Genomic DNA, 25,994 nt, shown 5'->3' with positions numbered 1-25,994 from the left:
TGCTCAAATCTCCGACGGAACGCTCTGCGGAGGGAGATTTGGGGCGAAATGGCCTGGATCTCCGACGATCGGTGGCAGATCTCCGACGGTAGGAGACGGCGAGGGGCACACGGCGCGGCGCCGCGCGGCGGCGCGGGCGCGGCGCGGGGGTAGACGCGGCGGAGGGGCGGACCCTAGCCTGGCGGCGTTCCCGGAGCGTCATCGAACCCGTTCACAGCACCGAACGAAAACCGAACGAAACCGAACCAAGGAGCGCCATGCCGAACCCCACCATCGTCCTCGTCCACGGAGCCTGGGCCGACGCGTCCAGCTGGAACCCCGTCATCACCGACCTGCGCGACCGCGGCTTCGAGGTGCTCGCGCCGCCGAACCTGCTGCGCGGCGCAGCGGGAGACGGCGCCTACGTCGCCTCCTTCGTCGCGCAGCGGACCCAGGGTCCCGTGGTGCTGGTCGGGCACTCGTATGGAGGCGCGGTCATCAGCGCGGCCGGGCTGAACGGCGGTGACGTGCGCGCCCTCGTCTACATCGACGCGTTCCTGCCCGACGAGGGCGAGACCGTGTTCGGGCTGCTCGGCGGGTCCGGCTCGGCGCTCGATGTTCCCGACCCGACGACGGTGCTCGACATCGTCGGCTACCCGGGCGCGCCGGAAGGGGATGCGGACGCCTACCTGAAGCCGTCGACCGTCCACCAGTTCTTCGCCCAGGATCTCTCCGAGGAGGCGCGCGACCAGATCGCGGCGGGCCAGCGGCCCATCGCGTTGGCGGCGAACACGACGCCGGCGCCGGTCCCGGCCTGGCAGAGCCGTCCCGTGTGGGCGGTCGTCGGGACGGAGGACCGGGTGATCCCGCCGGCCCTGCAGCGCCGGATGGCCGAGCGCGCCGACGCCACGATCGTGGAGACGCCGTCCAGCCACGTGTCGATGCTCTCGGCACCGGATGTGGCGACGGGCGCGATCGTCGCGGCGGTCGAATCCATCTCCTGACCGGCAGGAACGCGCGCCGGTCCAACAGGGGCCGCGCCGGCCCGAACGCCAGCGCGGACGTCAGGGCCGCGCTTCGTGACCCGGCTCGCCGTGGGTGCGCCGCTCCTCTTTCATCTCGGCCTCGAAGAGGTGGCGGCGTCCCGCGGCGAGTTCGTCGCGGGCAGCGCGCTCCAGGTCGCGGAACAGCGCGTAGTAGCCGTCGTCGAAGTCCTCGACGATCTGGAAGGTCCAGCGTCCCTCGATGACGTTGCGGCCGAGCAGTTCGCGTTCGATGCGGTCGGCGAGGTCGGTGTGCCCGGCCTCGCGCAGCTTGTCGACGGCGTCACCGAGCGTCAGGTCGGCCTTGCCGGTGAGGCGGTGGAAGCCGTAGAGCAGGCCGCGCGCGTGCTCCACCACCTCCAGCGCCTCGGACAGGGTGCCCAGCGCATCCACGGTGGCGTCGTCGAGTCCGTCGGGGCGCCGGTGCTGCTCGTCGGGCCCGTCGGCCCGGGACTCGCGGGACTCGCCGGATTCGGTCATCGGTTCTCCTTCGGTGGCGTTGTCGGTGTCGCTGTCGGTGCTGTCGCTGTTGGTGCTGTCGCTGCCGGTGTCGTCGCCGTGGGCGTCTCGCCGGGCACCGGCGACGCCGGGACCGGCTCCCCGTCCAGCTCGCGGATCACGGGGATGGCGTCCGTGAACTGCTGCGCCCGCTGCTCGCCGTCCGGCGATCCGCTGAACAGCCGGCCCTCCTCCTCGGTGCGGACGCGCGGTGGGCGCTCGTTCGGCACCGGCTCCTCGGTGAGCTCGATGCGCTGGCGCGGGAGGGAGAGCGGCGAGTAGCGCTGCATCCAGTCGATCAGGCGTTCGCGGATGAGGCAGCGCAGGTCGAAGAGGGTCGGCGCATCCTTCGCGGTGACGAGCACGCGGACGCGCACCCACCCGCCGACGGCGTCGGTGACCTGGAGGACGCCGGTGCGGTGGTCCCAGAGGTCGGTGGTCGCGAGGATGCGGTTCAGCTCGGCGCGCATCCCTCCGGTGGAGACGCGCCAGTCGAGGTCGAACTCGACGGAGCCGAGCAGCTCGCTGTGCTGGCGGGTCCAGTTCTCGAACGGCTTGGTCGTGAAGTAGGTGGACGGGAGCACGAGGCGGCGGTCGTCCCAGACGTGCACGACCACGTAGGTGAGCGTGATCTCCTCGATCGTGCCCCACTGCTCCTCGACGACGACCACGTCGTCGATGCGGATGGCGTCGGAGAACGCGAGCTGGATGCCGGCGAACAGGTTCGCGAGGCTCGACTGGGCGGCGACACCGGCGATGATGCCGACGACCCCGGCTGACGCGAGCAGGCTCGCGCCCGCCGCCTGCAGCGCCGGGAAGGTGAGCAGGATGGCGCCGAGACCGATGACGACCGCTGCGACCACGGTGAGACGGCGCAGGATGAGCACCTGCGTCCGCACGCGCCGCGCGTAGCGGTTGTCGGGCACGTCGAGCCGGTACCGGGCGAGGCCCAGGTCTTCGACGAAGATGACGAGCGCCGCGGCGAACCACACCCCCGTCGCGATGGCCAGGATCAGGAACGTGTGCCGGATGCCGTCGCGCCACGCCGACGTCGTCTCCGGCGGCAGGCTGATGGCCACGGCGATCCAGAGCACGATCACCAGCAGGAACAGCCGGAACGGGATGCGCGCCCGCCGGATCAGGACGGCCGGCCACTGCTGGTGCCGCCCGATGCCCCGCAGGATCAGAGCGAGGACGGCCGTGACGACCACCGCGAGGATGACGGCGAGCAGGCAGGCGACGGCCAGGCCGGGCCAGGTGCGCAGGGCGGACACGGGTGGGCGGGCTCCTCACGGTCGGGATTCGCGATGCAGTGTACGCGCCGCATCCCACTCCTGTCCGATCTCGCGAGCGCCACGAACCGGGACTAGCCTGTGCAGTCGGGGCAGGTCCCGACCAGCGCGTAAGGAGCGGGAATGGCAGCGACACGGACACTCTTCATCGGCGGGACGGGCGTGATCAGCTCGGCGTGCGTCGCGGAGGCGCTCGAGCAGGGTCACGAGGTCACGGTGGTGAACCGGGGCAACAGCTCCACGCGTCCGCTCCCCGACGGCGTGGAGGTGCTGCACGCCGATGTCCGGGACCCCGAGAGCGTGCACCGCGTGCTCGGCGAGCGCAGCTTCGACGTCGCCGCGGAGTTCCTCGCGTTCACGCCGGACCACGTGCGGACCGACTTCGACCTGTTCGAGGGGCGCGTCGGGCAGTTCGTGTTCATCAGCTCGGCGTCGGCGTACCAGAAGCCGCCGGCGCGGGTGCCGGTGACCGAGTCCACGCCTCTGCGCAATCCGTTCTGGCAGTACTCCCGCGACAAGATCGCGTGCGAGGACCTGCTCGTGGAGGCGTACCGCGACCGCGGCTTCCCCGTCACGATCGTGCGCCCGTCGCACACCTACGACCGCACGATGATCCCGACGAGCGGGAGCTGGACCGATCTGGAGCGGATGCGCCGCGGCGCGCCGGTCGTGGTGCACGGCGACGGCACGAGCCGCTGGACGATCACCCACAACACCGACTTCGCGGTCGGCTTCGTCGGGCTGCTCGGGCTGCCGGAGGCCGTCGGCGACACGTTTCACATCACGGGCGACGAGGCTCCGACGTGGGACCAGATCTACTGCGATCTCGCGGAGGCGCTCGGCGTCGAGGCCGAACTGGTGCACGTGGCGAGCGAGTCCATCGCGCGGGTGATCCCGGATGTCGGCCCCGGGCTGCTGGGCGACAAGGCGCACTCCATGCACTTCGACAACAGCAAGGTGAAGGCGCTCGTGCCGGGCTTCCGGGCCAGGGTGCCGTTCGCGCGCGGGGCCGGCGAGATCGTGGAGTGGTACCTCGAGGACGCCGACCGCCAGCGCGTCGACCCGGACCTGGATGCGGCGTTCGACCGCCTGGTGGAGCACGCCCGCGCGCTCGGCTGACCGACCGCGCAGGCGCTCATCACTTCGTGTAGCCGCTCCCCGAGGTGGAGGACGGTGACGACGAGGACGACGTGATCTTCGTGCCGTCCGGCGCGACCGCCCACCAGATGCCGCCGAGGCCCTGGCCGGTCACGTCTCCCGCGGAGGAGTCGCCGGCGAAGGTGTACAGCGGCCAGCCGTCGAGCGTCACCTGCTTCTTGCCGTCGACGCCGGTGATGGTGCCCACCGTGCCGGTGACCCCGGACACCGTCGGGTGGTCGCTGCTGGTCTCGATGGCGGGCCATTGCGCCGCGCAGGCGCCGGTGCAGACGCTCTTGCCCGAGTTCGCGGTGTCCTTGTCGAAGACGTAGGCGGTGAGGCCGGCCCCGTCGACGACCACGGTGCCGAGCGTCGTCGTGCCGGTCTTGAGGGCGCTCGACCCGGCGGCCGTCCCGGAGCCGCTTGAGCTGGATGAGGACGACGATCCCGAACCGCTGGGCGGCGCGTAGACCCCTCCCCCCGGGGACGAGCAGGCGGCGAGCGCGAGGAGGACGGCGGCCGCTCCGGCGGCCAGGGCGGCGATGCGCGAGGGTGAAACGGTGCTTCTCATGATGGATGTTCCCTTCCACCTGGTGCACGCTGCCCGCGGTGCCGGAGGTTCACCGTCTGAGAAAAAAGTCAGGCGGTCCGAGAAACAAGAGCTTTACTATAAAGAAACTTTCCTGATACATTCACCCGAGAACATCGTTCCAACGAAGGGATGAGGATGGCCGGACCGGTTCGGGGCACCCCCGGGTGGCTGCGCGAGACCAACGACCGCACCGCGCTGTCGCTGCTGCTCGAGCACGGCGTCCTCACCCGCACGCGCATCGGCGAGCTCTCCGGGCTCTCGAAGCCCACCGCCGCCCAGATGGTGGCGCGGCTGGAGACCGCCGGCCTCATCCACGTCGTCGGGGAGGTCTCCGGCGGGCGCGGCCCGAACGCGGCCAGTTACGCGGTGCGCACCGACCGGATGCTCGGCGTCGCCGTCGACATCGACGCGGAGGCCATCCGCTCGACCGTCGTCGACGCCGCGGGCGCGGAGCGGCCGATCGCCGTCACCCCGCTCGCCGCGCGAACCCCGGAGGACGACATCCGGACGGCGATCGACGCTGCCTGCGAGGCGTCGGGAGCGGACGCCCAGCGCGTCGGCGCCGTCTGCATCGGCGTACAGGGCGCGCTGGACCCCCGCACGGACGAGCTGACCTACATCGAGACACTCCCCGGATGGCCCAAGCAGGGCATCCGCCGGCGCCTCGCGGACGCGCTGGGCATCGCCGTCCACATCGACAACGACGTGAACCTGGCCGCCCTGGCCGAGCGGACCGACGGCGCGGGCCGGGACACCGGCGGATTCGCGCTGCTCTGGATGGACGAAGGCCTCGGCCTCTCCGTCGACCAGGGCGGCAGCATCCACCGCGGCGCTTCGGGCGGGGCCGGTGAGATCGGCTACCTGCCCATCCCCCGCTCCGCGGCCGACCTCGACCCGGAGGCGCGCGACCTGCAGGACCTCATCGGAGGCCCGGCGGTGGCACGGCTCGCGGCCGGCCACGGCCTGACCGCGCGGTTCGAGGGCGACGACCCGGCGCGCGAGCGCTTCCTGGGCGAGCTGGCGCGTCGCGTCGCCGTCGGCGTCGTGCCGGTGCTCGCCCTCCTCGACCCCGAGCTCGTGGTGCTCGGCGGCGCGACCGGCCTCGCCGGCGGACCGCGCCTCGCCGAGCTCGTCACCGCCGAGCTCCGCCCCTCCTGGGGCGACCGCAGCGTCGTCGCCACCGGCGTCGCCGCCCACCCCGTGCTCCGCGGAGCCCGGGAGCACCTCGTCGGCGATGTGCGCGACGCCCTGTTCGCCGAAGTGTCGCGGATCGCACCGTAGCGTCCCGCGTCCTGCCCTGCACCATCCACCCGCACCACCAACAGTGAGGGAGCCACACCCGTGAAACACCGTCATCTCGTCGCAGCGGCCGCGATCACCGCAGCCGCCGCGCTCGCCCTCTCCGGATGCTCCGGAGGGTCGGGCGGCGCGAACTTCAGCGACACCGCCCCGAAGGACCTGAGCGGCACCGTCTCGTTCTGGCACTTCTTCTCCGACCGCGAGGCGAAGGTCATCCAGTCGGTCGTCGACGACTTCGAGAAGAAATACCCGAAGATCAAGGTCGACGTGCACTCCGGCCAGGACGACGAGAAGCTGCAGAAGGCCATCGCCACGGGCAGCAAGGTCGACGTCGGCCTCTCGTACTCGACCGACATCGTCGGCAACTTCTGCTCGAACGGCGCGTTCCGCAGCCTCAACAAGGTGATCGAGCGCGACCACGTCGATATGGACCAGTTCTCGCCGACGGTGAAGTCGTACACCGAGTACAAGGGCACCCGCTGCGCGATGCCCATGCTCGCCGACGTGTACGGCCTGTACTACAACACCGACCTGCTGAAGGCCGCCGGGTACACCGCGCCGCCGAAGACGCTCGGCGAGCTGGAGTCGATGGCCGAGAAGCTGACCACCTTCAAGCCGGACGGCTCCATCAAGACGCTCGGCTTCAACCCGACCATGGGCTGGTACGAGAACTCGGCCGCCCACTACGGGCCGGCGGCGGGCGCCGAGTGGCTGAAGTCCGACGGCACCAGCGCGATCGGCTCCAGCGACGGCTGGAAGGAGCTGATCACCTGGCAGAAGGCGTTCGTCGACAAGATCGGCTGGGACAAGCTCAACACCTTCACCTCCGGGCTCGGTCAGGAGTTCTCGGCCGACAACGCGTTCCAGACCGGTCAGGTGGCGATGAACCTCGACGGCGAGTACCGCACGGCGTTCATCGACGACCAGGCGAAGGACCTGCACTACGGCACCGCGCCGTTCCCGACGGCCGACGGACACACCGACCTCTACGGCGGCGGCTACATCACGGGCAACATCATCGGCATCTCCAAGGGCTCCAAGGAGCCGGAGCTGGCCTGGACGCTGCTCAAGTACCTGACGACCGACACCGGGGCCGTGGTGAAGCTCGCGAACGGTCTGAAGAACGTGCCGACGACGTCCGACGCGCTGAACTCGCCGGACCTGCAGGTGTCGGAGCAGTACAAGACGTTCCTCGACATCGCGTCGGACAAGAACGTGCAGACCACGCCCGCCAGCCCGCTCGGCGCCGGCTACCAGCAGTCGTTCGAGGACTGGTGGAACAAGTACCAGAGCCAGGGCGGCGACCTCGACGCCGGGCTCGCGGCGGTCGACAAGCAGATCGACGACGCGCTCGCCCTGAGCACGGGACCGTGAGCCTCACACGATGACCGCCACCATCGACCGTGCGGGGCGGGTCGCCGCCCGCCCCGCACGACGATCCTCCGCACGGCGCCGCCGGAACCTGGTGACGCTGGCGCTCCTGGCGCCGGCGCTGCTCGGTCTGCTGATCTTCTTCGTCTATCCGCTGATCGCGTCGATCTACTACTCCTTCACGCGCTTCGATCTGATCTCCGCACCCCAGTGGATCGGCCTGCGGAACTACGAGTACCTGTTCACCCAGGACCCGAACGTGTGGCTCGCGACGCTGAACACGCTGTGGTTCGTCGTGATCTGGGTGCCGGTGAAGACGGCGTTCGCACTGCTGATCGCGGGCCTCCTGGCGCGGGCGCGCCGCGCATCCGGGATCTGGCGGACCGTGTTCTACCTGCCCGCCCTCGTGCCGCCGGTGGCGAGCGTGGTGGCCTTCGTGTTCCTGTTCAACCCGGGCACCGGCCCGGTGAACCTGGTGCTGTCCTGGTTCGGCATCCAGGGACCGCTGTGGTTCAACGACCCCGCCTGGTCGAAGCCGTCACTGGTGCTGCTCGGCATCTGGGTGATGGGCGACATCATGATCATCTTCCTGGCCGCGCTGCTGGATGTGCCGCGCGAGCAGTACGAGGCCGCCTCCCTCGACGGGGCGAACGGCCTGCAGAAGGTGCGCTACGTGACGATGCCGTCGATCTCGCCGGTGCTGCTGTTCGCGGCGGTCACGGGGGTGATCGCGGCCATCCAGTACTTCACGGAGGCGGCGGTCGCATCCTCCGTGGCGTCGGGCAAGGCCGTGGTCGGCCAGGGCATCTCGGCCAACCTCGGCTACCCCGGGGGCTCGCTGCTCACCTACACGCAGTGGCTGTACGTCCGCGGCTTCGGCACGTACCAGCTCGGCTACGCCTCGGCGCTCGCGGTGCTGCTGTTCGTGGTCGCCGCCGTCATCCTCGTCCTGCTGCTGCGCCGCTTCAAGGCGTTCACCCCGGAAGGCGCCCAATGACCTCCGCAACCCTCTCCCCCGGCACGACCGCGGCCAGCGCGCCGCCGCCGTCCCGCCGCATCCCGACGCCGCGCTCGTCGCGCGCCCGCCGCATCCTGGCGTGGATCGCCGAGCACGTGGCTCTCGTCGTGCTCGCGGTGCTGTTCATCGCTCCGGTCGTGTTCGTGTTCCTGACGTCGGTGATGTCGAGCGAGCAGACGCTGACGGCGTCGCTCTGGCCGCAGCCGTTCCACTGGGACAACTACGTGAAGGTGTTCACGACCGTGCCGCTCGCGCAGTGGTTCGCGAACTCGGCGATGTACGCGGTGCTCGCGACCGTGTTCATGCTGGTGTCGAGCGTCCCGGCCGCCTACGCGCTGGCGAAGATCCGCTTCCGCGGGTCGGGTGTGCTGTTCACCGTGATCATCATCGCGATGCTGCTGCCCCCGCAGGTGACGGCGATCCCGATCTACGTGCTGTGGTCGCAGCTCGGGCTGACGGGCACGCTGTGGCCGCTCATCCTGCCGAACCTGCTGGGCGACGCGTTCTCGATCTTCCTGCTGCGGCAGTTCTTCCTGACGATCCCGAGCGAGTACCCGGATGCGGCGCGCATCGACGGGAACGGCGAGTTCGGCGTGCTCTGGCGGGTGGTGCTGCCGATGGCGAAGCCGGGCATCGCGGCGACCGCCATCTTCATGTTCTTCGCCTCCTGGAACGACTACTACGGTCCGCTGCTGTACACCTCGGAGAATCCGGCCTCGTGGCCCGTCGCGTACGGGCTGGCGTCGTTCCGCGGCGTGCACGGCACCGACTGGGGGCTCACCATGGCGATGACGATGCTGGTCACCGTGCCCGTCGTCCTCATCTTCTTCTTCGCCCAACGCGTCTTCGTGGAGGGCATCACACTCACCGGCGTGAAGGGATAACTCGTGAAACTGACGGTCGTCGGAGGCGGCTCCACCTACACCCCCGAGCTCATCGACGGGTTCGCCCGGCTGCGGGCCGTGCTCCCGATCGAGGAGTTTTGGCTCGTCGACCCCGACCCCGAGCGGCTGCGCCTGGTCGGCGGCATGAGCCAGCGGATGTTCCGCGCCGCCGGGCATCCCGGACGCATCGTTCCGACCCCGGACCTGGTGGCCGGGGTGGCGGATGCGGACGTGGTGCTGCTTCAGCTGCGCGTCGGCGGCCAGGCCGCACGGCACGGGGACGAGACCTGGCCGCACGAGTGCGGCTGCATCGGCCAGGAGACGACGGGCCCCGGCGGGTTCGCGAAGGCGCTGCGGACCGTCCCGGTCGTGCTGCGCGTGGCCGAGGAGGTGCGCAGGCACGCCAAGCCCGACGCCTGGATCGTCGACTTCACCAACCCCGTGGGCATCGTCACCCGAGCGCTGCTGCAGGAGGGCCACCGCGCGGTCGGGCTGTGCAACGTGGCCATCGGCTTCCAGCGCCGGTTCGCCGGGATGCTGGGGCTGGAGCCCGCGCAGGTCGAGCTCGGCCACGTCGGGCTCAACCACCTGACCTGGGAGCGCTCGGTGCTCGTGCGCGACGGCGACGGCACGCGCGATGTCCTGCCCGAGCTGCTGGGCGAGCGTCTGGAGCAGCTGGCCGGCGAGGTCGAGCTGCCCGCCTCCCTGCTCCGGCTGCTCGGCGACGTGCCCAGCTACTACCTGCGCTACTACTACGCGCACGACGAGGTGCTGCGCGAGCAGCGGGATGCGCCGACGCGCGCGGAGGCCGTGCAGCGCGTCGAGCGCGAGCTGCTGGAGCTGTACGGCGACCCGGCGGTCGACACCAAGCCGGAGCAGCTGGCGCAGCGCGGCGGCGCCTTCTATTCGGAGGCGGCCGTCGACCTGATCGCGTCGCTCACCGGCGACCGGGGCGACGTGCAGGTCGTGAACCTGCGCAACGACGGCACGCTGCCGTTCCTCCCCGACGACCACGTCATCGAAGTCCCGGCCACGGTCGACGCCCGGGGCGTGACGGCGCGGCCCGTCGACCCGCTGCCGGCCGACCACGCCGCCCTGGTGGCGCACGTCGCCGGCTACGAGCGCCTCGCTCTCGACGCGGCCGTGCACGGCGGCCGCGACCGCGTGCGGCGCGCGATGCTCGCGCATCCACTCGTCGGGCAGTACGACCGGGCGGAGCGGCTCACCGACCTGCTGATCGCGCACAACCGGGAGCACCTGGCATGGGCGCAGTGAGCGGTCGCTCCGAGGAGGCGCCGCTGGTCGTCGCGGTCGACGGCGGCGGTTCGAAGACGGATGCGGTCGCGCTCGAGCTCGACGGCACCGTCGTCGCCGAGGCGCGGGCGGGTACATCGAGCCCGCACGCGATCGGGATGGACGCGGCGGCGGACCTCGTCTCCGGCCTGATCGGCAGCCTGCTCGAAAGGACCGGCCCGCGACCCTTGGCCGCCGTCAACCTGTACCTCTCCGGGCTCGACCTCCCGGCCGAGCTCGCGGAGTTCCGCGCCGCGATCGCGCACACGCCATGGGCGGGCGCGACGGTCGAGAACGACCTCTTCGCCCTGCTGCGCGCGGGCACGGGCGAACCCGACGCCGTGGCCGTCGTCTGCGGGACCGGCATCAACTGCATCGGCGTCCGTTCCGACGGCCGGGTGGTGCGCTATCCGTCGCTCGGCACCATCTCCGGCGACTGGGGCGGCGGCTGGCACCTCGGCGAGCGCGCCCTCTGGTACGCGGCGCGGGCGGTGGACGGCCGCGGCGGCCCGACGGCACTCGCCGAGGCCGTACCGGCCGCTCTCGGGCTCGGCAGCGTGCAGGAGGTGATCGAGGCGCTCCACTTCGGCCGCCTTCCGAGCAGCGGGCTGGCGCGGCTGGCCCCCACCGTGTTCGCCTGCGCCCGCGACGGCGACGCCGTCGCCCTCGGCCTCGTCGACGAGCAGGCGGAGGAGATCGCCACGATGGCGATCACCACGCTGCGCCGTCTCGACCTGCTCGACCGGCCGGTGCCGGTGGTGCTCGGCGGCGGGGTCATCGGCGGGCGGGACGAGCGGCTGCTCGGCACGATCGAGCGGCTGCTCGCCGAGGGCGCCCCGGCGGCGCGGATGGAGCTGGTCACGGCCGCGCCCATCCTCGGCGCCGCGCTGCTCGCCCTCGAATCGGCGGGCGCGGACCCGTCGGCGGTGGACGCGGCGCGCAGCGCGCTGGAGGGGCGGCCCGCCGCCGTCGTGCCGGTCCCCGGCGCCTGACGGCGGCCCGGGCGGCAACGAGGGGGCGCAACACGCCGTCATGCGCGGCGGATAACGGCGTGTTGCGACCCCTCGATGGACGCGGGCGGTGCGGGCGGACCGGCCGTGGTGGTTCAATAGCCGCACGCAGTACGACCACCTCACCGAACGCGCGCGCATGGTCGAGCAGCAGCTCGCCGCCCGCGGGATCGAGGACCAGCGCGTCCTCGACGCGATGAGACGCGTGCCGCGGCACCTCTTCGTCGAGCCCGCCGCGGCGCCGTACGCCTACGAGGACCACCCGATGCCGATCGGCGAGGGACAGACGATCTCGCAGCCGTACATCGTCGCCCTGATGCTGCAGGCCGCCCGGATCAGGCCGGAGGACGCCGTGCTCGACGTCGGGACGGGCTCCGGGTACGCCGCGGCGGTCGCCGCCGAGCTGGCCCATCGTGTGGTCAGCATCGAGCGGCATCCCGGACTCGCGGTGGAGGCGGCGGCGACGCTGGAGGCGCTCGGCTACCGGGTCGAGGTCGTCACCGGCGACGGGACGCTGGGCTGGCCCGCCAGCGCGCCGTACGACGCGATCGTCGCGGCGGCCACCGGCCCGTCGGTGCCGCCCGCATGGCCGGCGCAGCTGCGACCCGGCGGACGCATCGTCATGCCGGTCGGGCGGCCGGGGCGCGCCCAGCACCTCGCCGCGTACACGCTGCGGAAGGACGGGGAGCTGCACGAGACCAACCTCGGGGCCGTCGCGTTCGTGCCGCTGATCGGCGACCAGGGGTGGCCCGCGTCCGGCTGACGACGCGACGCAGCGAGGCAGTGCGAGGCGACGCCACGCGAGGCGCGGCCGGGCCGACGAGGCGCGGCCGGGCCGACGGGGTCAGGCCGCGACGGGCACGCGCTGGCTCAGGCCGCCCAGCAGGCTCCGGAGCTGCCCGCACGGCGCGGCGACGTCCTCCGGGTGCCACTGCACGGCCAGCACCGGCGCATCCCGGTGCTCCACCGCCTCCACGTGGCCGTCGTGCGACCGTGCCGACACGACGAGTCCCGCGCCGAGCAGGTCGACCGCCTGGTGGTGGGCGCTGCGCACCTCGATCGGCTGCTCGCCGAGCAGCCCGGCGATGCGGGTGCCGGGCTCGGCGTGGGCGGTGTGGGTCGTGAGCACCTGCGGGATGGGCACGCCGCGGTTCACGTGACCGCACTCCTCGCCGAGGTCCTGCACGAGCGTCCCGCCCAGCGCGACGTTCACGATCTGCAGGCCGCGGCAGATCCCGAGCAGCGGCGTGCGCCGCACGAGGGCGGCGTGCACCAGCGCGATCTGGGCGGCGTCCGCCGCGGGCAGGTGCCGCGACTCGTTCGGGTAGCCGGTGGGTCCGCCGTAGAAGTCGGGGTGGATGTCCTCCCCGCCGACGATGACGACGGCGTCCGCACGGGCGGTGTCGGCGAGCAGCGCGTCGGCGCCATGGTCGGCCGCCAGCCGGGTGACCGCCCAGCCCTGCGCCTCCGCCTCGGCGATGACGTTGCCGACCAGCAGCTGGACGTAGTCGTGGTACGCGGGGTCGTGTGAGCGGTCGCGCGTCGCCTCGACGACGGCGAGGGCGGGTGCGTCGGACATGCGCGACTCCTCTCGACCGGGTTCCTCCATCCCAGCAGCCCGCCGGGCTGAGCGCACGGGTGCCCGTAACAGGCGGAAACAGTGACAGCGTCCGGGAGCCCGCATAGACTCGGCGGAGTATCAGCCGGACCCGAGAGAGTGGGTGGATGCGCGTGCGACGTCTGCTGACCCGGTCCCTCCTTGTGCTGGGTCTCGTCGCCGCTCCGCTCGCGGGCGCGGCCTCCCCCGCGCTGGCGGCCGAACCGGTGGACCTCGGGCCGAGCCACGTCGTCGATCAGTCGAACGTGCTCAGCGGATCCGAGGAGCAGCGCGTCGCGGACGCCGCGCAGAAGCTGTACGACGACCACCGCATCGACCTCTACGTCGTCTACGTGCCCGAGTTCACCGATCCGACCGAGGCCGCCGATTGGGCGAACGAGACCGCGGCGAAGAACGGACTCGGCCAGCGGGACTACCTGCTCGCGGTGGCGACCGACGGCCGCACCTACTACCTGTCGGGCGACGACGCCGGCCCGGTGAGCGCGGACCAGCTCGACCGCATCGAGCAGGAGGACATCGAGCCGAAGCTGCACGCGAACGACTGGGCGGGCGCGGGTGTCGCCGCGGCCACCGGGCTGGGCGACGCCGTCGGAGGAGGCGGAAGCGGCGGTGGTGGCGGCGGCGGCGCCATCTTCTTCTGGGTGTTCCTGATCGGCATCGTCATCGTCGGCGTCGTGATCTTCGTGCTGGTGCGCTCGCGCGGTTCGCGCAAGAAGCAGGCCGCCGCAGGTCCGACCACGCCGCAGAGCGAGCTGCAGAGCATCCCGCTGGACGAGCTCGAACGCCGAGCCGGGTCCGCGCTGGTGCAGACGGACGACGCGATCCGCACGAGCGAGGACGAGCTCGGCTTCGCCACCGCGCAGTACGGGGCGGATGCGGTGGTGCCGTTCCAGGCCGCGCTCGACGGCGCGAAGGCGCAGCTGCGCGAAGCCTTCACCCTCAAGCAGCGGCTGGACGACGCGGAACCCGACACGGACGAGCAGCGGCGCGAGTGGAACATCCACATCGTGCAGCTGTGCACCGCCGCCAACCAGGCGCTCGACGCGCAGGCCGACGCGTTCGACGAGCTGCGGGCGCTCGAGAAGCGCATCCCGCAGGCGACCTCCGAGATCCAGACGCAGGCGGCCGCTCTGCGGCAGCGCCTCGCGACCACCCGGGCGACGCTCGACGGTCTCGCCCAGCGCTACACCGAGGCGTCGCTCGCGACGGTGCACGACAACGTCGAGCAGGCGGAGCAGCGCCTCGACTTCACCGACACGGCGCTCGCCGGCGCTGCGCAGAAGGCGACGGCCGGCGACGCAGGAGCCGCGGCGGTCGGCGTGAGAGCGGCCGAGGAGTCGGCGGACCAGGCCGGCCTGCTGCTCGACGCGGTCGACCGGCTCGGCGCGGACCTCGCGGCGGCGCAGCAGTCCCTCGACGGCACGCTCTCCGAGCTGACCAGCGACCTGGCCGAGGCACGCGCGCTGGCGGCGTCGAGCGACCCGGGCGGGACGATCGCCGCGGCGGTCGCCGGCACCGAGGCGACCGTGGACGACGTGAAGGCCAAGCTTGCGGCCGGGCGGGTGAACCCGCTCGAGCTCGCCCAGCGCCTCGACGGCGCCAACCGCTCCATCGACGCGGTACTCCAGGGCGTGCGAGATGCGCGTGCCCAGGCGCAGCGCGCCCAGTCGGCACTGCAGCAGACCCTGCTCACCGCCAAGGCCCGCGTCTCCGCGTGCGAGGACTTCATCACGGCACGCCGCGGCGCGGTGGGCCCCGATGCGCGCACCCGCCTCGCGGAAGCCGGGCGCCTGGTCGTGCAGGCCGAGCAGACGGCGGCCACCGATGCCGTGTCCGCCCTGGCGCTCGCGCAACGCGCCGCGCAGCTCGCGGACGAGGCGACTCAGCTCGCGCAGCAGGACGTCGGCGGGTTCCCGACCGGCGGCGGCATGCCCGGCGGCCTCGGCGACGTCTTCGGCGGCGGCACTTCGCGGGGCGGAGGCGGCGGCGCCATGGGCGCGATCCTCGGCGGCATCCTCATCGACTCGGTGCTGCGCGGCGGGATGGGCGGCGGAGGCGGCGGCTGGGGCGGCGGAGGCGGCTTCGGCGGCGGAGGCGGCGGCTTCAGCGCCGGCAGCTTCGGCGGCGGCGGCACGCGCAGCCGGCGCGGCGGCGGACGGTTCTGACCACCGGAAGACACGGAACGAGCGCCCATCGGGGGCGGGAGCGAAAGGAAGAGCACATGGCGAAACAGTCCATCTTCGGGCGGATCTCGCAGTTGATGCGGGCGAACATCAACGCCCTCCTCGACCAGGCGGAGGACCCGGAGAAGATGCTGGACCAGATGGTCCGCGACTTCACGAACAGCATCGCCGACGCCGAGAGCGCCATCGCCGAGACCATCGGCAACCTGCGGCTGCTCGAGGACGACCACCGCGAAGACGTGGAGGCGGCGAGCGAGTGGGGCGACAAGGCGCTGGCCGCCAGCCGTCAGGCCGACCAGTACCGGGCATCCGGGGATGCCGCCAACGCCGACAAGTTCGACAACCTGGCCAAGGTCGCGCTGCAGCGGCAGATCTCCGCCGAGAACGAGGCGAAGGCGGCGGAGCCGCAGATCGCCGCCCAGACCGAGGTGGTCGAGAAGCTCAAGACCGGCCTGAACGGTATGAAGGAGAAGCTCGAGCAGCTGAAGAGCAAGCGCGCCGAGCTGATCGCGCGGGCCAAGAGCGCCCAGGCGCAGGCCCAGGTGATCGATGCGGTCAAGAGCGTCGACATCATGGACCCGACCAGCGAGGTCTCCCGCTTCGAGGAGAAGATCCGCCGCGAGGAGGCCAAGGTCCGCGGGGCCCAGGAGCTCGCGGCGTCCAGCCTCGACTCGCAGTTCGAGCAGCTCGACGACCTCGGCGAGATGACCGAGGTGGAGGCACGGCTCGCCGCCCTCAAGTCCGGTGGCGCGCAGGCGGCCGTGACGTCGGGTCCCCAGGGGTGAGCGGGGCCTCGTTCCTAGTCGTGCCGCAGTGGCAGGGCTCCGGGTCGTCGCGCGCCATGCGCCTCATCGACGGGGCCGACGCCATCCGCGGCGACCTCCCGACCGCGCGCACTCACCAGGTGCCGGTGCCCGCTGCGGCGGGCGAGTCGCTGGGGACGGGCGTGAACCGGTTCTCCTCCCTCGCCGTCGTCCGTGAGGCGACGCAGGCGGAGCTCGGGCTGCTGGAGGCGCCGGTCGTGACGATCGGGGGCGACTGCGGCGCCGAGCTCGCCGCGGTGCAGCACGCGCTGGCCGCGCATCCACCCGGCGACGTCGCCGTCGTGTGGTTCGACGCGCACGGGGACCTGAACGACGTCGAGTCCTCCCCCTCCGGCGCGTTCTGCGGGATGGTGCTGCGGGCGATCCTCGGCGACGGTCCGGAGGGGCTGGCCTCCACCGGCGCGGACCGGCTGGATCCGGCCCAGCTGGTGCTGGCGGGCACGCGAGCGCTCGACGACGGCGAGTCCGCCTACGTGGACGAGCACGGCATCCGGGTCGTCGCCTCGGGCGAGCTCGACGATCCGGAGACGATCGTGAACGCGGTCGCGGCCACCGGCGCGAGCGCGGTGTACCTCCACATCGACCTCGACGTGCTCGACCCCTCCGCGATCGAGGGCATCGGTTCGCCGGAGCCGTTCGGGGTGCAGCCGGAACGGCTCACCGAGACGATCCGCGCGCTGCGGCGGCGGTTCGAGCTCGCGGGCGCGGGGCTCATGGAGTTCGCGCCGGAGACGCCGGACGCCGCCGGGCACGACCTGCCGGTGATCCTGCGCATCCTGGGTGCCCTCACCGGGCCGACCGGCGCGCCGGGCGGGGCGGACGGTGACCGCTAGCGTGGGAGACATGAGCGAGCCCAAGATCCTGACCGAGCGGCGCGGCCACATCCTGCTGATCGGCCTGAACCGCCCCGACAAGCGCAACGCCGCCGACTTCGAGCTGCTCAGCCGGCTGGCGGACGCCTACGGCGAGCTGGAGCGCGACCCGGAGCTGCGCGTCGGACTCGTGCACGCGGTCGGAGACCACTTCACGGCCGGTCTCGACCTCGCCGACCTGGGGCCACGCATCGGCCGCGACGGGCTCTCGTTCGTCGGTCCGGACGGCGTCGACCCGTGGCAGGTCTCCGGCCGCCAGCTGACCAAGCCCGTGGTCATCGCCGTGCAGGGCACCTGTCTGACACTCGGGATCGAGCTGATCCTCGCCTCGGACATCGCAGTGGCTGCACGCGGCACGCGGTTCGGCCAGATCGAGGTGACCCGCGGCATCCTGCCGTTCGGCGGCGCGACCCTCCGCTTCCCGCGGGCGGTCGGCTGGGGCGATGCGATGCGCTACATCCTCACCGGCGACCTGTTCGACGCCGAGGAGGCGCACCGGATCGGGCTGGTTCAGGAGGTCGTGGACGACGGCGCCCAGTTCGACCGCGCCCTCGAGCTGGCCGAGCGGATCGCCGCGCAGGCGCCCCTCGCCGTGCAGGCCGCGCTCGCCAACGCGAAGCGGGCGGTGCGCGACGGCGACGCCGCAGCGGAAGCGGAGCTGCAGCCGACCCTGGTGCGGCTCGTCGCCAGCGAGGACGCCCGCGTCGGGATGGAGGCGTTCCTCACGCGCACGGAGGCCCGGTTCGTGGGCCGCTGAATCCATCCGTTCCACCCGGCACGACGAACAGACAGAGAGCGGACGGCGCCGCGGCGTCCCGCAGAGCAGGAGAGAGCATGAGCGAGATCAGGGACTACGACGTCATCGTGATGGGCGCGGGCGCCATCGGCGAGAACGTCGCCGACCGGGCCGTGCAGGGCGGGATGCGCACCGTCATCGTCGAATCCGAGCTGGTCGGCGGCGAATGCTCCTACTGGGCGTGCATGCCGTCGAAGACGCTGCTGCGCAGCGGCGCCCTGCTGCGCGCGACGCAGAAGGTCGGCGGAGCCCGCGAGGCCGTCACCGGCCCGCTCGACGTCGCCGCCGTGCTCAAGCGGCGCGACGACATGACCAGCAACTGGAAGGACGACGGCCAGGTCGAGTGGCTGAACGGCGCCAGCATCGACCTCGTGCGCGGTTGGGGTGTCATCACCGCGCCGAAGGAGGTGACGGTCACCGCCGAGGACGGCACGGTCACCGTGCTCCGGGCGAAGCACGCGGTCGCCGTGTCGACCGGCTCCGCCGCCCTGATGCCCGACATCCCGGGCCTCCGCGAGAGCGAGCCGTGGTCGAGCCGCGAGGCGACGAGCGCACAGCGCGTGCCGGTGTCGCTCGCCATCCTCGGCGGCGGGGTCGTCGCCACCGAGATGGCGACGGCGTACGCCGGCTTCGGCACCGAGGTGCACCTGATCGCGCGCGGTTCGCTGCTCGGCGGCGACGAGCCGTTCGCGGGCGAGCTGGTGGCCGCCTCCCTCAAGAAACTCGGTGTCGTGCTGCACCTGGACCAGGCGACCGAGCGCGTCGAGCGGACGGACGACGACGGATTCCGCCTACAGCTCGACGACGGGACGGTCGTGGAGACCGACGAGTTCCTCGTCGCGACCGGTCGCGTGCCCCGCACCTTCGGCATCGGCCTCGACGCCTTCGGCCTGGAGGACGGCGCCTGGCTGAACGTGGACGACAGCATGCGCGTGCTCGGCGCCGACGGCGAACCGGTCGACGGCGGCTGGCTGTACGGCGTCGGCGACGTCAACCACCGGGCCCTGCTCACGCACCAGGGCAAGTACCAAGCCCGGGCCGCCGGCGACGCGATCGCCGCCCGCGCGCACGGGCGCGAGGTGTCGCTGGAGCCGTGGGGCGCCTTCGTCGCGACCGCGGACCACGAGGCGGTGCCGCAGGTGACGTTCACCGACCCGGAGGTCGCGTCCGTGGGGCTGACCGCCGAGCGCGCCGAGAAGGCCGGGTACCGCATCCGGGTCGTCGACTACCCGATCGGGAGCGTGTCGGGCGCGCACGTCGTCGCGGACGGCTACGAGGGCACGGCGCGCATGGTGGTGGACGAGGACCGGAAGGTCGTCCTCGGCGTCACGTTCGTCGGTCAGGACGTCGGCGAGCTGCTGCACTCGGCGACGATCGCGGTCGTCGGCGAGGTGCCGCTCGACCGGCTGTGGCACGCGGTGCCGTCGTACCCCACCATCAGCGAGGTCTGGCTGCGCCTGCTCGAGACGTACGGCCGGCCCGAGAAGTGACCGCCTTCGACCGCACGCCGCTCGGCATCCTGCTGCTCGACTCCCCGGTGAGCCGCGCGGGCTACCTGTACGCCACGGCCGTAGGCCTCGCCTGGGGCTTCCTGTGGAGCACCGGCCGGGTGGAGCGACGGGCCGGGCTGACCGTCTTCCGCGGCATGCCCCGGCGCACCTTCGGGCGCGGCGGCTCGTGCGTCGGCGGCGTCTACCTCACCGACCACAACGTGACGGACGACGTGCTGGAGCACGAGGCCGTCCACAAGCGGCAGTGGCAGCGCTACGGGATGCTGTTCCCGCTGCTCTACTTCGTGGCGGGGCGCGACCCGCTGCACAACCGGTTCGAGATCGAGGCAGGCCTCGAGAAGGGCGGCTACCGATGACGCGGACCGTCGTGATCACGGGCGCGAGCTCCGGCATCGGCGAGGTCGCCGCGGAGCAGCTGTCGGCGGGCGGCGACGAGGTCGCTGTCGTCGGCCGCAACCCGGAGCGGACCCGCGCCGTCGCGGAGCGGATCGGGGCGACGCCCTTCCTCGCCGACTTCGAACGGCTCGACGACGTGCGGGCGCTGGCCGCCGCGCTCCTCGACCGCTACGACACGATCGACGTGCTCGCCAACAACGCGGGCGGGCTGTACCACGACCGCGAGCTGACGGCGGACGGGCACGAGCGCACCATCCAGGCCAACCATCTCGCGCCGTTCCTGCTCACCGCGCTGCTGCGTCCCCGGCTGGTGGAGACGGCGGCGGCCGGGCGCGACGTCCGCGTCGTGTCGACCGCCAGCCTCGCGAACCGCTTCGGCAACCTCCGGGTCGACGACCTCGACTGGGAGCGCCGGCCGTGGCAGGGCGGCTGGCGCGCCTACGGCACGGCCAAGCTGGCGACCATCCTGTTCGCCTCCGAGCTCGCGGAGCGGCTCACCGGCACCGGCGTCACGGCGTACTCGTTCCATCCCGGCACGATCGCCACGAACTTCGGCAACTCGTCGCCGCTGATCCGGTTCGGCCACCTGGTCACGCGCAGCAGCTTCGGCATCCCGGTGCAGGCGGGCGCGGCGCCGCTGCTGCTGCTCGCCGGCCCCGCGCCGGTGGGCGCGCCCAGCGGGACGTACTTCGACCGGCTCAACGCCAACGGGCGCACCAACCCGCAGGCGGGCAACGCGCAACTCGGCCGCGACCTCTGGGCGGTGACGGAGACGCTCGTGGGGCTCGACGTGCCCGCCTGATTGCCGGCCGGCCGACGGCGATCGAGGGGTCGCGCGCGTCAGCGCAGGGCGGGGGCCACGACGGCGTCGTGCGCCATGCCGACCGTCTCGACGAGGTGGTCGCGCACCTCCGTCACCAGGGCGTAGCCGCCGGTGACGATGGCGCGGGTCTCGCCCGGGCCGTCGCACAGCATCTCGGCGCACCAGGCGCGGACGGCACGGGATGCGGCCTCACCGCGGGCGCAGCGCTCCCCGGTCCCGGGGCGACCGCTGCGGTCGGACCGCGTCAGCCAGGTGACCGTCATCCGCATCGGAGTCGCCAGCGGCGCGACCTGGGCGGCGTCCTCCACCTCGACGAACACGCGTCCACGGGCGCACAGCGGCAGCAGGGCCAGCTCGGCCTCCAGCTGCGTGAGCGACGTCTGGTCGCCGACGACGAGGAACTGCACGCGGTCGTCATGATGCGCGGTCGCGGCGGTGTGGGAGGCGTGGTCGGGACGGTACATCGTGGTCCAGTATAGGCAAGCCTTACCTCACATCCACCGGCTCCGAGCGCATCCTCAGCGTGACCGCATCCCTTCCGGAGGGTGGCGGTTCGCGGCATGATCGGAGCATGCGACCCTCCGCCTCGTCCCCGATCGCCCCGATGCTCGCGAAGGCGGTCCCCGCCGTGCCGGAGCCCGACAGCGTCGCCGGCGGCCTCAGCTACGAGCCGAAGTGGGACGGCTTCCGCGCCATCGTGTACGCCGAGGGCGACGGCGCGGTGGAGTCGGTGGAGATCGGCAGCCGCGGCTCCAAGATGCTGACCCGGTACTTCCCCGAGCTGGTGGATGCGTTTCGCCGCATCCTGCCCGCGCCCTGCGTGCTCGACGGTGAGATCGTGGTGCCCACCGGCGAACCGGGCAGTCAGCGGCTGGACTGGGAGGCGCTGTCGCAGCGCATCCACCCGGCGGCGAGCCGCGTGAACCTGCTGGCCGAGCAGACGCCCGCGACATTCGTCGCGTTCGACCTGCTCGCGATCGGCGACGAGTCGTACGTCGACCGTCCGTTCGGCGAGCGCCGTGCCGCGCTGGAGGAGTTCGCCGGCGACCTGCCCGCGCCGATCGAGCTGACCCGCACCACGACGGATGTCGAGCTGGCGCGGCGCTGGCTGGTCGAGTTCGAGGGCGCCGGGCTGGATGGCGTGGTCGCCAAGCCGCTCGCCGGACCGTACGCCCCGAACAAGCGGACGATGCTGAAGATCAAGCACCACCGCACCGCCGACGTCGTGGCGCTCGGCTACCGCATCCACACGAGCGGGCGCGGGGTCGGCTCGCTGCTCGTCGGGCTCTACGACGGCGACGGCCAGCTGCGCAACGTGGGCGGCGTCTCCGCCTTCACCGACGCCAAGCGGCTCGCCCTGATCGACGAGCTGGAGCCGCTGGTGGAGCGGGACGACAGCGGCGCGGCGATGACCGGCGAGACGGACCGCAGCCGCTTCTCGGGCAGCAAGGACGTGTCGTTCGTCCGGCTGCGGCCGGAGCGGGTGCTGGAGGTGCGCTACGACCAGATGGAGGGGATGCGGTTCCGCCACACCGCCCAGTTCGAGCGCTGGCGTCCCGACCGGGAGGCGCGCTCGTGCACGTTCGAGCAGCTGGACCGGCCGATCGCGTACGACCTCGGCGACGTGCTGACCTGAGCCGCGGCCGCCGCCGCTCCGAGCCGCCCGGCCTATCGTCGGTGGAAAGCGCTCACATCTCCGACGCAACGCTCTCCCGCGGGAGATTCGCGGCGATCGGCGCGCGATCTCCGACGCACGAGCACGGATCTCCGACGGTAGCGAGCGCCCGAGGGGCGCAAGCCGCCGCACCGACCTATCGTCGGTGGAAAGCGCTCACATCTCCGACGCAAGGCTCTCCCGCGGGAGAATCGCGGCGATCGGCGCTAAAACTCCGACGCGCGGGCACGGATCTCCGACGGCAGCGGGCGCGGACCTCCCACGGTAGCGAGCACGGATCTCCGAGGCAGGCGAACGGTAGCAAGAGCCCGAGAGGCGGAGGCCCGCACCGACCTATCGTCGGTGGAAAGCGCTCACATCTCCGACGCAAGGCTCTCTCGCGGGAGAATCGCGGCGATCCGCGCCGGATCTCCGACGCACGCGAGCGGATCTCCGACGGTAGCGGGCGCGGACCTGCGAGGCACGCGCACGGTAGCCGACGCTCGACGGGCGGATGGGCCGCGCCGAGCTATCGTCGGTGGAAAGCGCTCACATCTCCGACGCAAGGCTCTCCCGCGGGAGAATCGCGGCGATCCGCGCGCGATCTCCGACGCAGGCGCGGGGATCTCCGACGGTAGCGGCGCGCGCGAGGGGCGGATGCGGGCGGGCGGCGATTGCGGAGCCGCGCGCGGCGTGGTTGCGTGGCCGGCATGGCGGACGAGGAGCGGCCGGGCGCCGAACGGTTCCTTCCGGCCGGGCGCGACCTTCCGGCGCTGCGGGCCGCGGCGGCGGGCTGCCGCGGTTGCGAGCTGTACCGGGACGCCACGCAGGTCGTATTCTCGAGCGGGCGTGCGGGCACTCCGCTGATGCTGGTCGGCGAGCAGCCGGGCGACCGAGAGGACATCGAGGGCGAGCCGTTCGTCGGGCCGGCCGGCCGCATCCTGGATCAGGCGCTGGGCGACGCCGGGATCCAGCGGACCGACGTGTACCTGACGAACGCCGTGAAGCACTTCCGCTTCCACCGGCAGGGCAAGCGCCGCATCCACGAGAAGCCCGCGGTCGGCAACATCGTGGCCTGCCACCCCTGGCTGGAGGCGGAGTTCGGCGTGGTGCGGCCGCGCGTGGTGGTGTGCCTGGGGGCGACCGCCGGGCGCAGCGTGCTGGGCCGCGCGGTGCGCATCGGAGAGGAGCGCGGAAAGCTGCAAGAGGCGGACGGCCGCTCGGTCCTCGTCACCACGCACCCGTCGGCGCTGCTGCGGCTGCGGGACGACCCGGGATGGGACGCCGCCTACGACGCGTTCGTCGCCGACCTCGAGACGGCGGCCCGGGCGGCGGCCCGGGCGGCGGCACGGGCGACAGGCGAAGCCACGGCACAGGCGACAGGCGAAGCCGCAGCCGAACGCGCAGCCGACTGACCGCCCGCGCGCCCTACGCCTTCTTCGCCCGGCTCGGCTGGACGCGCGGCGGCTCGCCGGGCATCTTCGGGTAGTCGGGCGGGAACGGCAGCTCGCCGAGCCCGTTCGACAGGTCGCGCTCCCACCAGCCGAGCAGTTCGTCGATCCGGCCGGGGTCCGCAGCGAACGACTCCCACGGGTCTCCCGTCGTGCGGAGGCGCTCCGGCATCGTCAGGATCGTGAACTGCTCGGGCGAGATCCGCTCCAGTTCGTCCCACGTGATCGGGGCCGAGACCGGGGCGTGCGGCAGCGCGCGGGGGCTGTAGGCGCCGGCCATGGTGCGGTCGCGGTTGGCCTGGTTGAAGTCGACGAAGATCCGCTCGCCGCGCTCCTCCTTCCACCACGCCGTGGTGACGCGGTCGGGCATCCGGCGCTCCAGCTCGCGGGCCGCTGCGATCACGGCGTGCCGCACATCCAGGAACTCCCGCTCGGGGACGATCGGCGCGAAGACGTGGAGGCCGCGGTTGCCGGAGGTCTTGATGAACGCGGTGAGCCCCGCCTCCTGCAGCACGGCCCGCAGTTCGATGGCGGCCGGGACGGCCTCCGCGAAGCCGGTGCCCGGCTGCGGGTCGAGGTCGATGCGCAGCTGGTCCGGGTTGTCGGAGTCCTCGGCGCGCGACGGCCACGGGTGGAACACCACGGTGTTCATCTGCGCGGCCCAGACGGCGGCGGCCGGTTCGTCGATGACGAGCTGGGGATGCGACCGGGCGCTCGGGTAGACCACGGGGACCGACCGCACGTAGTCGGGCGTGCCCCGCGGCGGGTTCTTGGAGAAGAACTGCTCCCCGTCGATGCCGTCGGGGAAGCGCTGCAGCGAGACCGGCCGGTCGCCGTTCGCCCGGACGAACGCCTCGCCGACCTCGACCAGGTACTTCGCCACATCCAGCTTCGTGATGCCGTCCTGCGGGAAGATCACCCGGCCGGGACTCGAGATGCGCACCTCCCGGTCGCCCTGGGGTCCCGGAACCGTGAGGATGACCGCGTCGCCTGCCATGCGACCACCGTACCGCTCCGAACCGACGGTGACCGTGATGTGAATTCCTTGTGGGATGCCGTCGCGTCGCTTGAGCCGAGCCGCGAGTGGGACAGAATGGCAGGGCAGGCGCGAATGCGCCTGCCCGCGACGGTGGACGTCGAGAAGAGGTGCATGACCCTGAGGATCGTGAGCTACAACCTCCGCAAGCACGCCGCGAGCGGTGAGCTGTCGGGTATCGCCGAGGCCTACGACGTCGACGTGCTGTGCCTCCAGGAGTGCGACAGCGAAGCCCTCCCGCAACGGCTGCACCACCTCGCGCTTGCGGACACCACTCGGGCCAACCGGCTCGGGCTCGCGGTGTACGTGCGCGACGAGCGCTACGAGATCCTGAACACTCAGGTGTTCGCCGTGCAGAAGTCGCTCCATGATCGGGTGCTCGCGCCCGCCAACGAGCGTCTGCTGGCCGTGCACCTCCGCGACCGCGACAGCGGCGAGGACATCCTGGTCGGCTCGTTCCACGCCGCCCCGCTGACCGCCCTCAACTCGCTGCGCCGCAAGCAGATCGCCGCGGCGCACGACGGGATGCGGTCCCTCTCCCCCGAGACCCCCGCGGTGATGGTCGGCGACTTCAACTACCCGTGGTTCATCCGCGGCCTCGAACGGCACCTCACCACCTCCGGCTACACGCTGAAGCGGACGACGGAGCCCACCTACCTGCGCTACAAGTTCTTCTCCGGCTACTTCGACTTCGTCACGTCGACCGGTTTCGAGATCGAGCGGGTGGATGTGCTGCCCGCCGGCGCCTCGGACCACCGGCCGATCCGGCTGGACGCCGAGCTCGCGGCCTGACGCCGAAGCACGACGCGTCCCAGCCTCCCCCTGGCAGGATGGGACCGTGACCGACATCGTGCCTTCCGCCCTGCTCGTGATCGACCTGCAGAAGGGCGTGCTGCCCGGCTGCTTCGACGCCGAGGGCGTGCTCGCCCGCGTCGTGCGGCTCGTCGACCGGGCCCGTTCCGCAGGCACGCCGGTCGTCTGGGTGCAGCACGAGGAGGACGGGATGGAGCAGGGCACCACCGCGTGGGAGCTGGCGGACGGCCTCGTTCCCGCGGAGGGCGAGCCGCGCATCCTGAAGCACTACCGCGACGCGTTCGCCGACACCGACCTGGATGAGGTGCTCGAGCGTCTCGACGTCGGTCGGCTGGTCGTGACCGGCGCGCAGAGCGACTACTGCGTCCGCACCACCGCGCAGAGCGCCGCCGTGCGCGGCTTCGACGTGACGCTCGTCTCCGACGCCCACACCACGACGGACACGGAGTGGGACGGCGTCGAGATCTCGGGCGAGCAGATCGTCGCGCACACGAACCGCTACTTCGACGGGCTGCGCTACCCCGGGCAGCTCTTCGGGGCGGAGCCGGCGGCGTCCGTTCCGGTCTGACCCCGGCGAGACACTCGGCGCGGCACGGCGCGA

Annotated in this window: 26 protein-coding genes; 20 read left to right on the top strand and 6 right to left on the bottom strand. The window is 72.3% G+C overall.

Annotated elements, in window-relative coordinates:
* Positions 1-257 precede the first annotated feature (257 nt).
* Positions 258-983, top strand: coding sequence for an alpha/beta fold hydrolase (locus J2W45_RS00975; protein WP_310128232.1), 726 nt, complete (start codon positions 258-260; stop codon positions 981-983).
* A 60-nt stretch (positions 984-1,043) separates the two neighbouring features.
* Here the strand turns inward: J2W45_RS00975 and J2W45_RS00970 are convergent, their stop codons facing one another.
* Together J2W45_RS00970 and J2W45_RS00965 are read right to left on the bottom strand one after the other, a co-directional pair.
* On the bottom strand, positions 1,044-1,502 hold the full coding sequence (locus tag J2W45_RS00970) for a hypothetical protein (RefSeq protein WP_310128230.1): 459 nt from the start codon (positions 1,500-1,502) through the stop codon (positions 1,044-1,046).
* Positions 1,499-2,794 carry a mechanosensitive ion channel family protein gene (locus J2W45_RS00965; RefSeq protein ID WP_310128228.1) on the bottom strand — a complete coding sequence of 432 codons (1,296 nt, stop codon included), beginning with the start codon at positions 2,792-2,794 and terminating at the stop codon, positions 1,499-1,501. Before J2W45_RS00965 ends, J2W45_RS00970 begins: the two co-directional genes overlap by 4 nt.
* A 141-nt stretch (positions 2,795-2,935) precedes the next feature.
* Between J2W45_RS00965 and J2W45_RS00960 the strand changes: the two genes are divergently transcribed.
* On the top strand, positions 2,936-3,931 hold the full coding sequence (locus tag J2W45_RS00960; RefSeq protein WP_310128226.1) for an SDR family oxidoreductase: 996 nt from the start codon (positions 2,936-2,938) through the stop codon (positions 3,929-3,931).
* A gap of 19 nt (positions 3,932-3,950) precedes the next feature.
* On the opposite strand, the gene J2W45_RS00955 is transcribed toward J2W45_RS00960, so the two are convergent.
* Entirely contained in the window at positions 3,951-4,520 is a 570-nt protein-coding gene (locus tag J2W45_RS00955) for a COG4315 family predicted lipoprotein (protein ID WP_310128225.1), read from the bottom strand.
* A gap of 156 nt (positions 4,521-4,676) precedes the next feature.
* On the opposite strand from J2W45_RS00955, the gene J2W45_RS00950 reads away from it, so the two are divergent.
* The 7 genes from J2W45_RS00950 (at position 4,677) to J2W45_RS00920 (ending at position 12,179) form a co-directional block, all read left to right on the top strand.
* On the top strand, positions 4,677-5,822 hold the full coding sequence (locus tag J2W45_RS00950; RefSeq protein ID WP_310128223.1) for an ROK family transcriptional regulator: 1,146 nt from the start codon (positions 4,677-4,679) through the stop codon (positions 5,820-5,822).
* A 60-nt stretch (positions 5,823-5,882) separates the two neighbouring features.
* On the top strand, positions 5,883-7,214 hold the full coding sequence (locus tag J2W45_RS00945; RefSeq protein ID WP_310128222.1) for an ABC transporter substrate-binding protein: 1,332 nt from the start codon (positions 5,883-5,885) through the stop codon (positions 7,212-7,214).
* A 10-nt stretch (positions 7,215-7,224) separates the two neighbouring features.
* The gene (locus tag J2W45_RS00940) at positions 7,225-8,208 is read left to right on the top strand and encodes a carbohydrate ABC transporter permease (protein WP_310128220.1); all 984 of its coding nucleotides are present in this window, start codon (positions 7,225-7,227) and stop codon (positions 8,206-8,208) included.
* Entirely contained in the window at positions 8,205-9,113 is a 909-nt protein-coding gene (locus J2W45_RS00935; RefSeq protein WP_310128219.1) for a carbohydrate ABC transporter permease, read from the top strand. The genes J2W45_RS00940 and J2W45_RS00935 overlap by 4 nt, the downstream gene beginning before the upstream one ends.
* A gap of 3 nt (positions 9,114-9,116) precedes the next feature.
* Positions 9,117-10,388 carry a 6-phospho-beta-glucosidase gene (locus J2W45_RS00930; RefSeq protein ID WP_310128217.1) on the top strand — a complete coding sequence of 424 codons (1,272 nt, stop codon included), beginning with the start codon at positions 9,117-9,119 and terminating at the stop codon, positions 10,386-10,388.
* The gene (locus J2W45_RS00925; RefSeq protein ID WP_396427047.1) at positions 10,385-11,398 is read left to right on the top strand and encodes an N-acetylglucosamine kinase; all 1,014 of its coding nucleotides are present in this window, start codon (positions 10,385-10,387) and stop codon (positions 11,396-11,398) included. Before J2W45_RS00930 ends, J2W45_RS00925 begins: the two co-directional genes overlap by 4 nt.
* Before the next feature lie 88 nt (positions 11,399-11,486).
* The gene (locus J2W45_RS00920) at positions 11,487-12,179 is read left to right on the top strand and encodes a protein-L-isoaspartate(D-aspartate) O-methyltransferase (RefSeq protein ID WP_310128214.1); all 693 of its coding nucleotides are present in this window, start codon (positions 11,487-11,489) and stop codon (positions 12,177-12,179) included.
* Positions 12,180-12,260: 81 nt separating this feature from the next.
* Here J2W45_RS00920 and J2W45_RS00915 read toward each other — a convergent pair whose 3' ends face one another.
* Positions 12,261-12,995, bottom strand: coding sequence for a gamma-glutamyl-gamma-aminobutyrate hydrolase family protein (locus tag J2W45_RS00915; RefSeq protein ID WP_310128212.1), 735 nt, complete (start codon positions 12,993-12,995; stop codon positions 12,261-12,263).
* A gap of 146 nt (positions 12,996-13,141) precedes the next feature.
* On the opposite strand from J2W45_RS00915, the gene J2W45_RS00910 reads away from it, so the two are divergent.
* The 7 genes from J2W45_RS00910 to J2W45_RS00880 all read left to right on the top strand — a co-directional run bounded on the left by J2W45_RS00910 (position 13,142) and on the right by J2W45_RS00880 (position 20,418).
* A complete protein-coding gene (locus tag J2W45_RS00910) occupies positions 13,142-15,199 on the top strand; it encodes a TPM domain-containing protein (RefSeq protein WP_310128210.1) in 2,058 nt (685 codons plus the stop codon).
* Positions 15,200-15,255: 56 nt separating this feature from the next.
* A complete protein-coding gene (locus tag J2W45_RS00905; RefSeq protein ID WP_310128208.1) occupies positions 15,256-16,002 on the top strand; it encodes a PspA/IM30 family protein in 747 nt (248 codons plus the stop codon).
* The gene (locus tag J2W45_RS00900; protein ID WP_310128206.1) at positions 15,999-16,874 is read left to right on the top strand and encodes an arginase family protein; all 876 of its coding nucleotides are present in this window, start codon (positions 15,999-16,001) and stop codon (positions 16,872-16,874) included. The genes J2W45_RS00905 and J2W45_RS00900 overlap by 4 nt, the downstream gene beginning before the upstream one ends.
* A 10-nt stretch (positions 16,875-16,884) precedes the next feature.
* Positions 16,885-17,670, top strand: coding sequence for a crotonase/enoyl-CoA hydratase family protein (locus tag J2W45_RS00895; RefSeq protein ID WP_310128205.1), 786 nt, complete (start codon positions 16,885-16,887; stop codon positions 17,668-17,670).
* Positions 17,671-17,747: 77 nt separating this feature from the next.
* Complete coding sequence (locus J2W45_RS00890; RefSeq protein WP_310128203.1) at positions 17,748-19,199, top strand: dihydrolipoyl dehydrogenase family protein; 1,452 nt, start codon at positions 17,748-17,750, stop codon at positions 19,197-19,199.
* Positions 19,196-19,576: a Fe-S oxidoreductase gene (locus J2W45_RS00885; RefSeq protein WP_310128200.1), complete on the top strand. Its 381-nt coding sequence runs from the start codon at positions 19,196-19,198 to the stop codon at positions 19,574-19,576. The genes J2W45_RS00890 and J2W45_RS00885 overlap by 4 nt, the downstream gene beginning before the upstream one ends.
* The gene (locus tag J2W45_RS00880; protein ID WP_310128199.1) at positions 19,573-20,418 is read left to right on the top strand and encodes an SDR family NAD(P)-dependent oxidoreductase; all 846 of its coding nucleotides are present in this window, start codon (positions 19,573-19,575) and stop codon (positions 20,416-20,418) included. The genes J2W45_RS00885 and J2W45_RS00880 overlap by 4 nt, the downstream gene beginning before the upstream one ends.
* A 38-nt stretch (positions 20,419-20,456) precedes the next feature.
* On the opposite strand, the gene J2W45_RS00875 is transcribed toward J2W45_RS00880, so the two are convergent.
* Positions 20,457-20,903: an SIP domain-containing protein gene (locus tag J2W45_RS00875; RefSeq protein ID WP_310128197.1), complete on the bottom strand. Its 447-nt coding sequence runs from the start codon at positions 20,901-20,903 to the stop codon at positions 20,457-20,459.
* A gap of 107 nt (positions 20,904-21,010) precedes the next feature.
* On the opposite strand from J2W45_RS00875, the gene J2W45_RS00870 reads away from it, so the two are divergent.
* The gene (locus J2W45_RS00870) at positions 21,011-22,075 is read left to right on the top strand and encodes an ATP-dependent DNA ligase (protein WP_310128195.1); all 1,065 of its coding nucleotides are present in this window, start codon (positions 21,011-21,013) and stop codon (positions 22,073-22,075) included.
* A 728-nt stretch (positions 22,076-22,803) separates the two neighbouring features.
* Entirely contained in the window at positions 22,804-23,508 is a 705-nt protein-coding gene (locus tag J2W45_RS00865) for a UdgX family uracil-DNA binding protein (RefSeq protein ID WP_310128193.1), read from the top strand.
* 13 nt (positions 23,509-23,521) lie between these two features.
* On the opposite strand, the gene ligD is transcribed toward J2W45_RS00865, so the two are convergent.
* The gene (gene ligD, locus J2W45_RS00860) at positions 23,522-24,541 is read right to left on the bottom strand and encodes a non-homologous end-joining DNA ligase (protein WP_310128191.1); all 1,020 of its coding nucleotides are present in this window, start codon (positions 24,539-24,541) and stop codon (positions 23,522-23,524) included.
* 153 nt (positions 24,542-24,694) lie between these two features.
* On the opposite strand from ligD, the gene J2W45_RS00855 reads away from it, so the two are divergent.
* Together J2W45_RS00855 and J2W45_RS00850 are read left to right on the top strand one after the other, a co-directional pair.
* On the top strand, positions 24,695-25,372 hold the full coding sequence (locus tag J2W45_RS00855) for an endonuclease/exonuclease/phosphatase family protein (protein WP_310128190.1): 678 nt from the start codon (positions 24,695-24,697) through the stop codon (positions 25,370-25,372).
* Positions 25,373-25,418: 46 nt separating this feature from the next.
* Entirely contained in the window at positions 25,419-25,961 is a 543-nt protein-coding gene (locus J2W45_RS00850) for a cysteine hydrolase family protein (RefSeq protein WP_310128188.1), read from the top strand.
* Positions 25,962-25,994: the final 33 nt, after the last annotated feature.

This window comes from Leifsonia shinshuensis, from assembly GCF_031456835.1.
Classification (GTDB): domain Bacteria; phylum Actinomycetota; class Actinomycetes; order Actinomycetales; family Microbacteriaceae; genus Leifsonia; species Leifsonia shinshuensis_C.
Note: the sequence above shows the minus strand (reverse complement) of the source record. Positions and strands in the feature narration are given on the sequence as shown.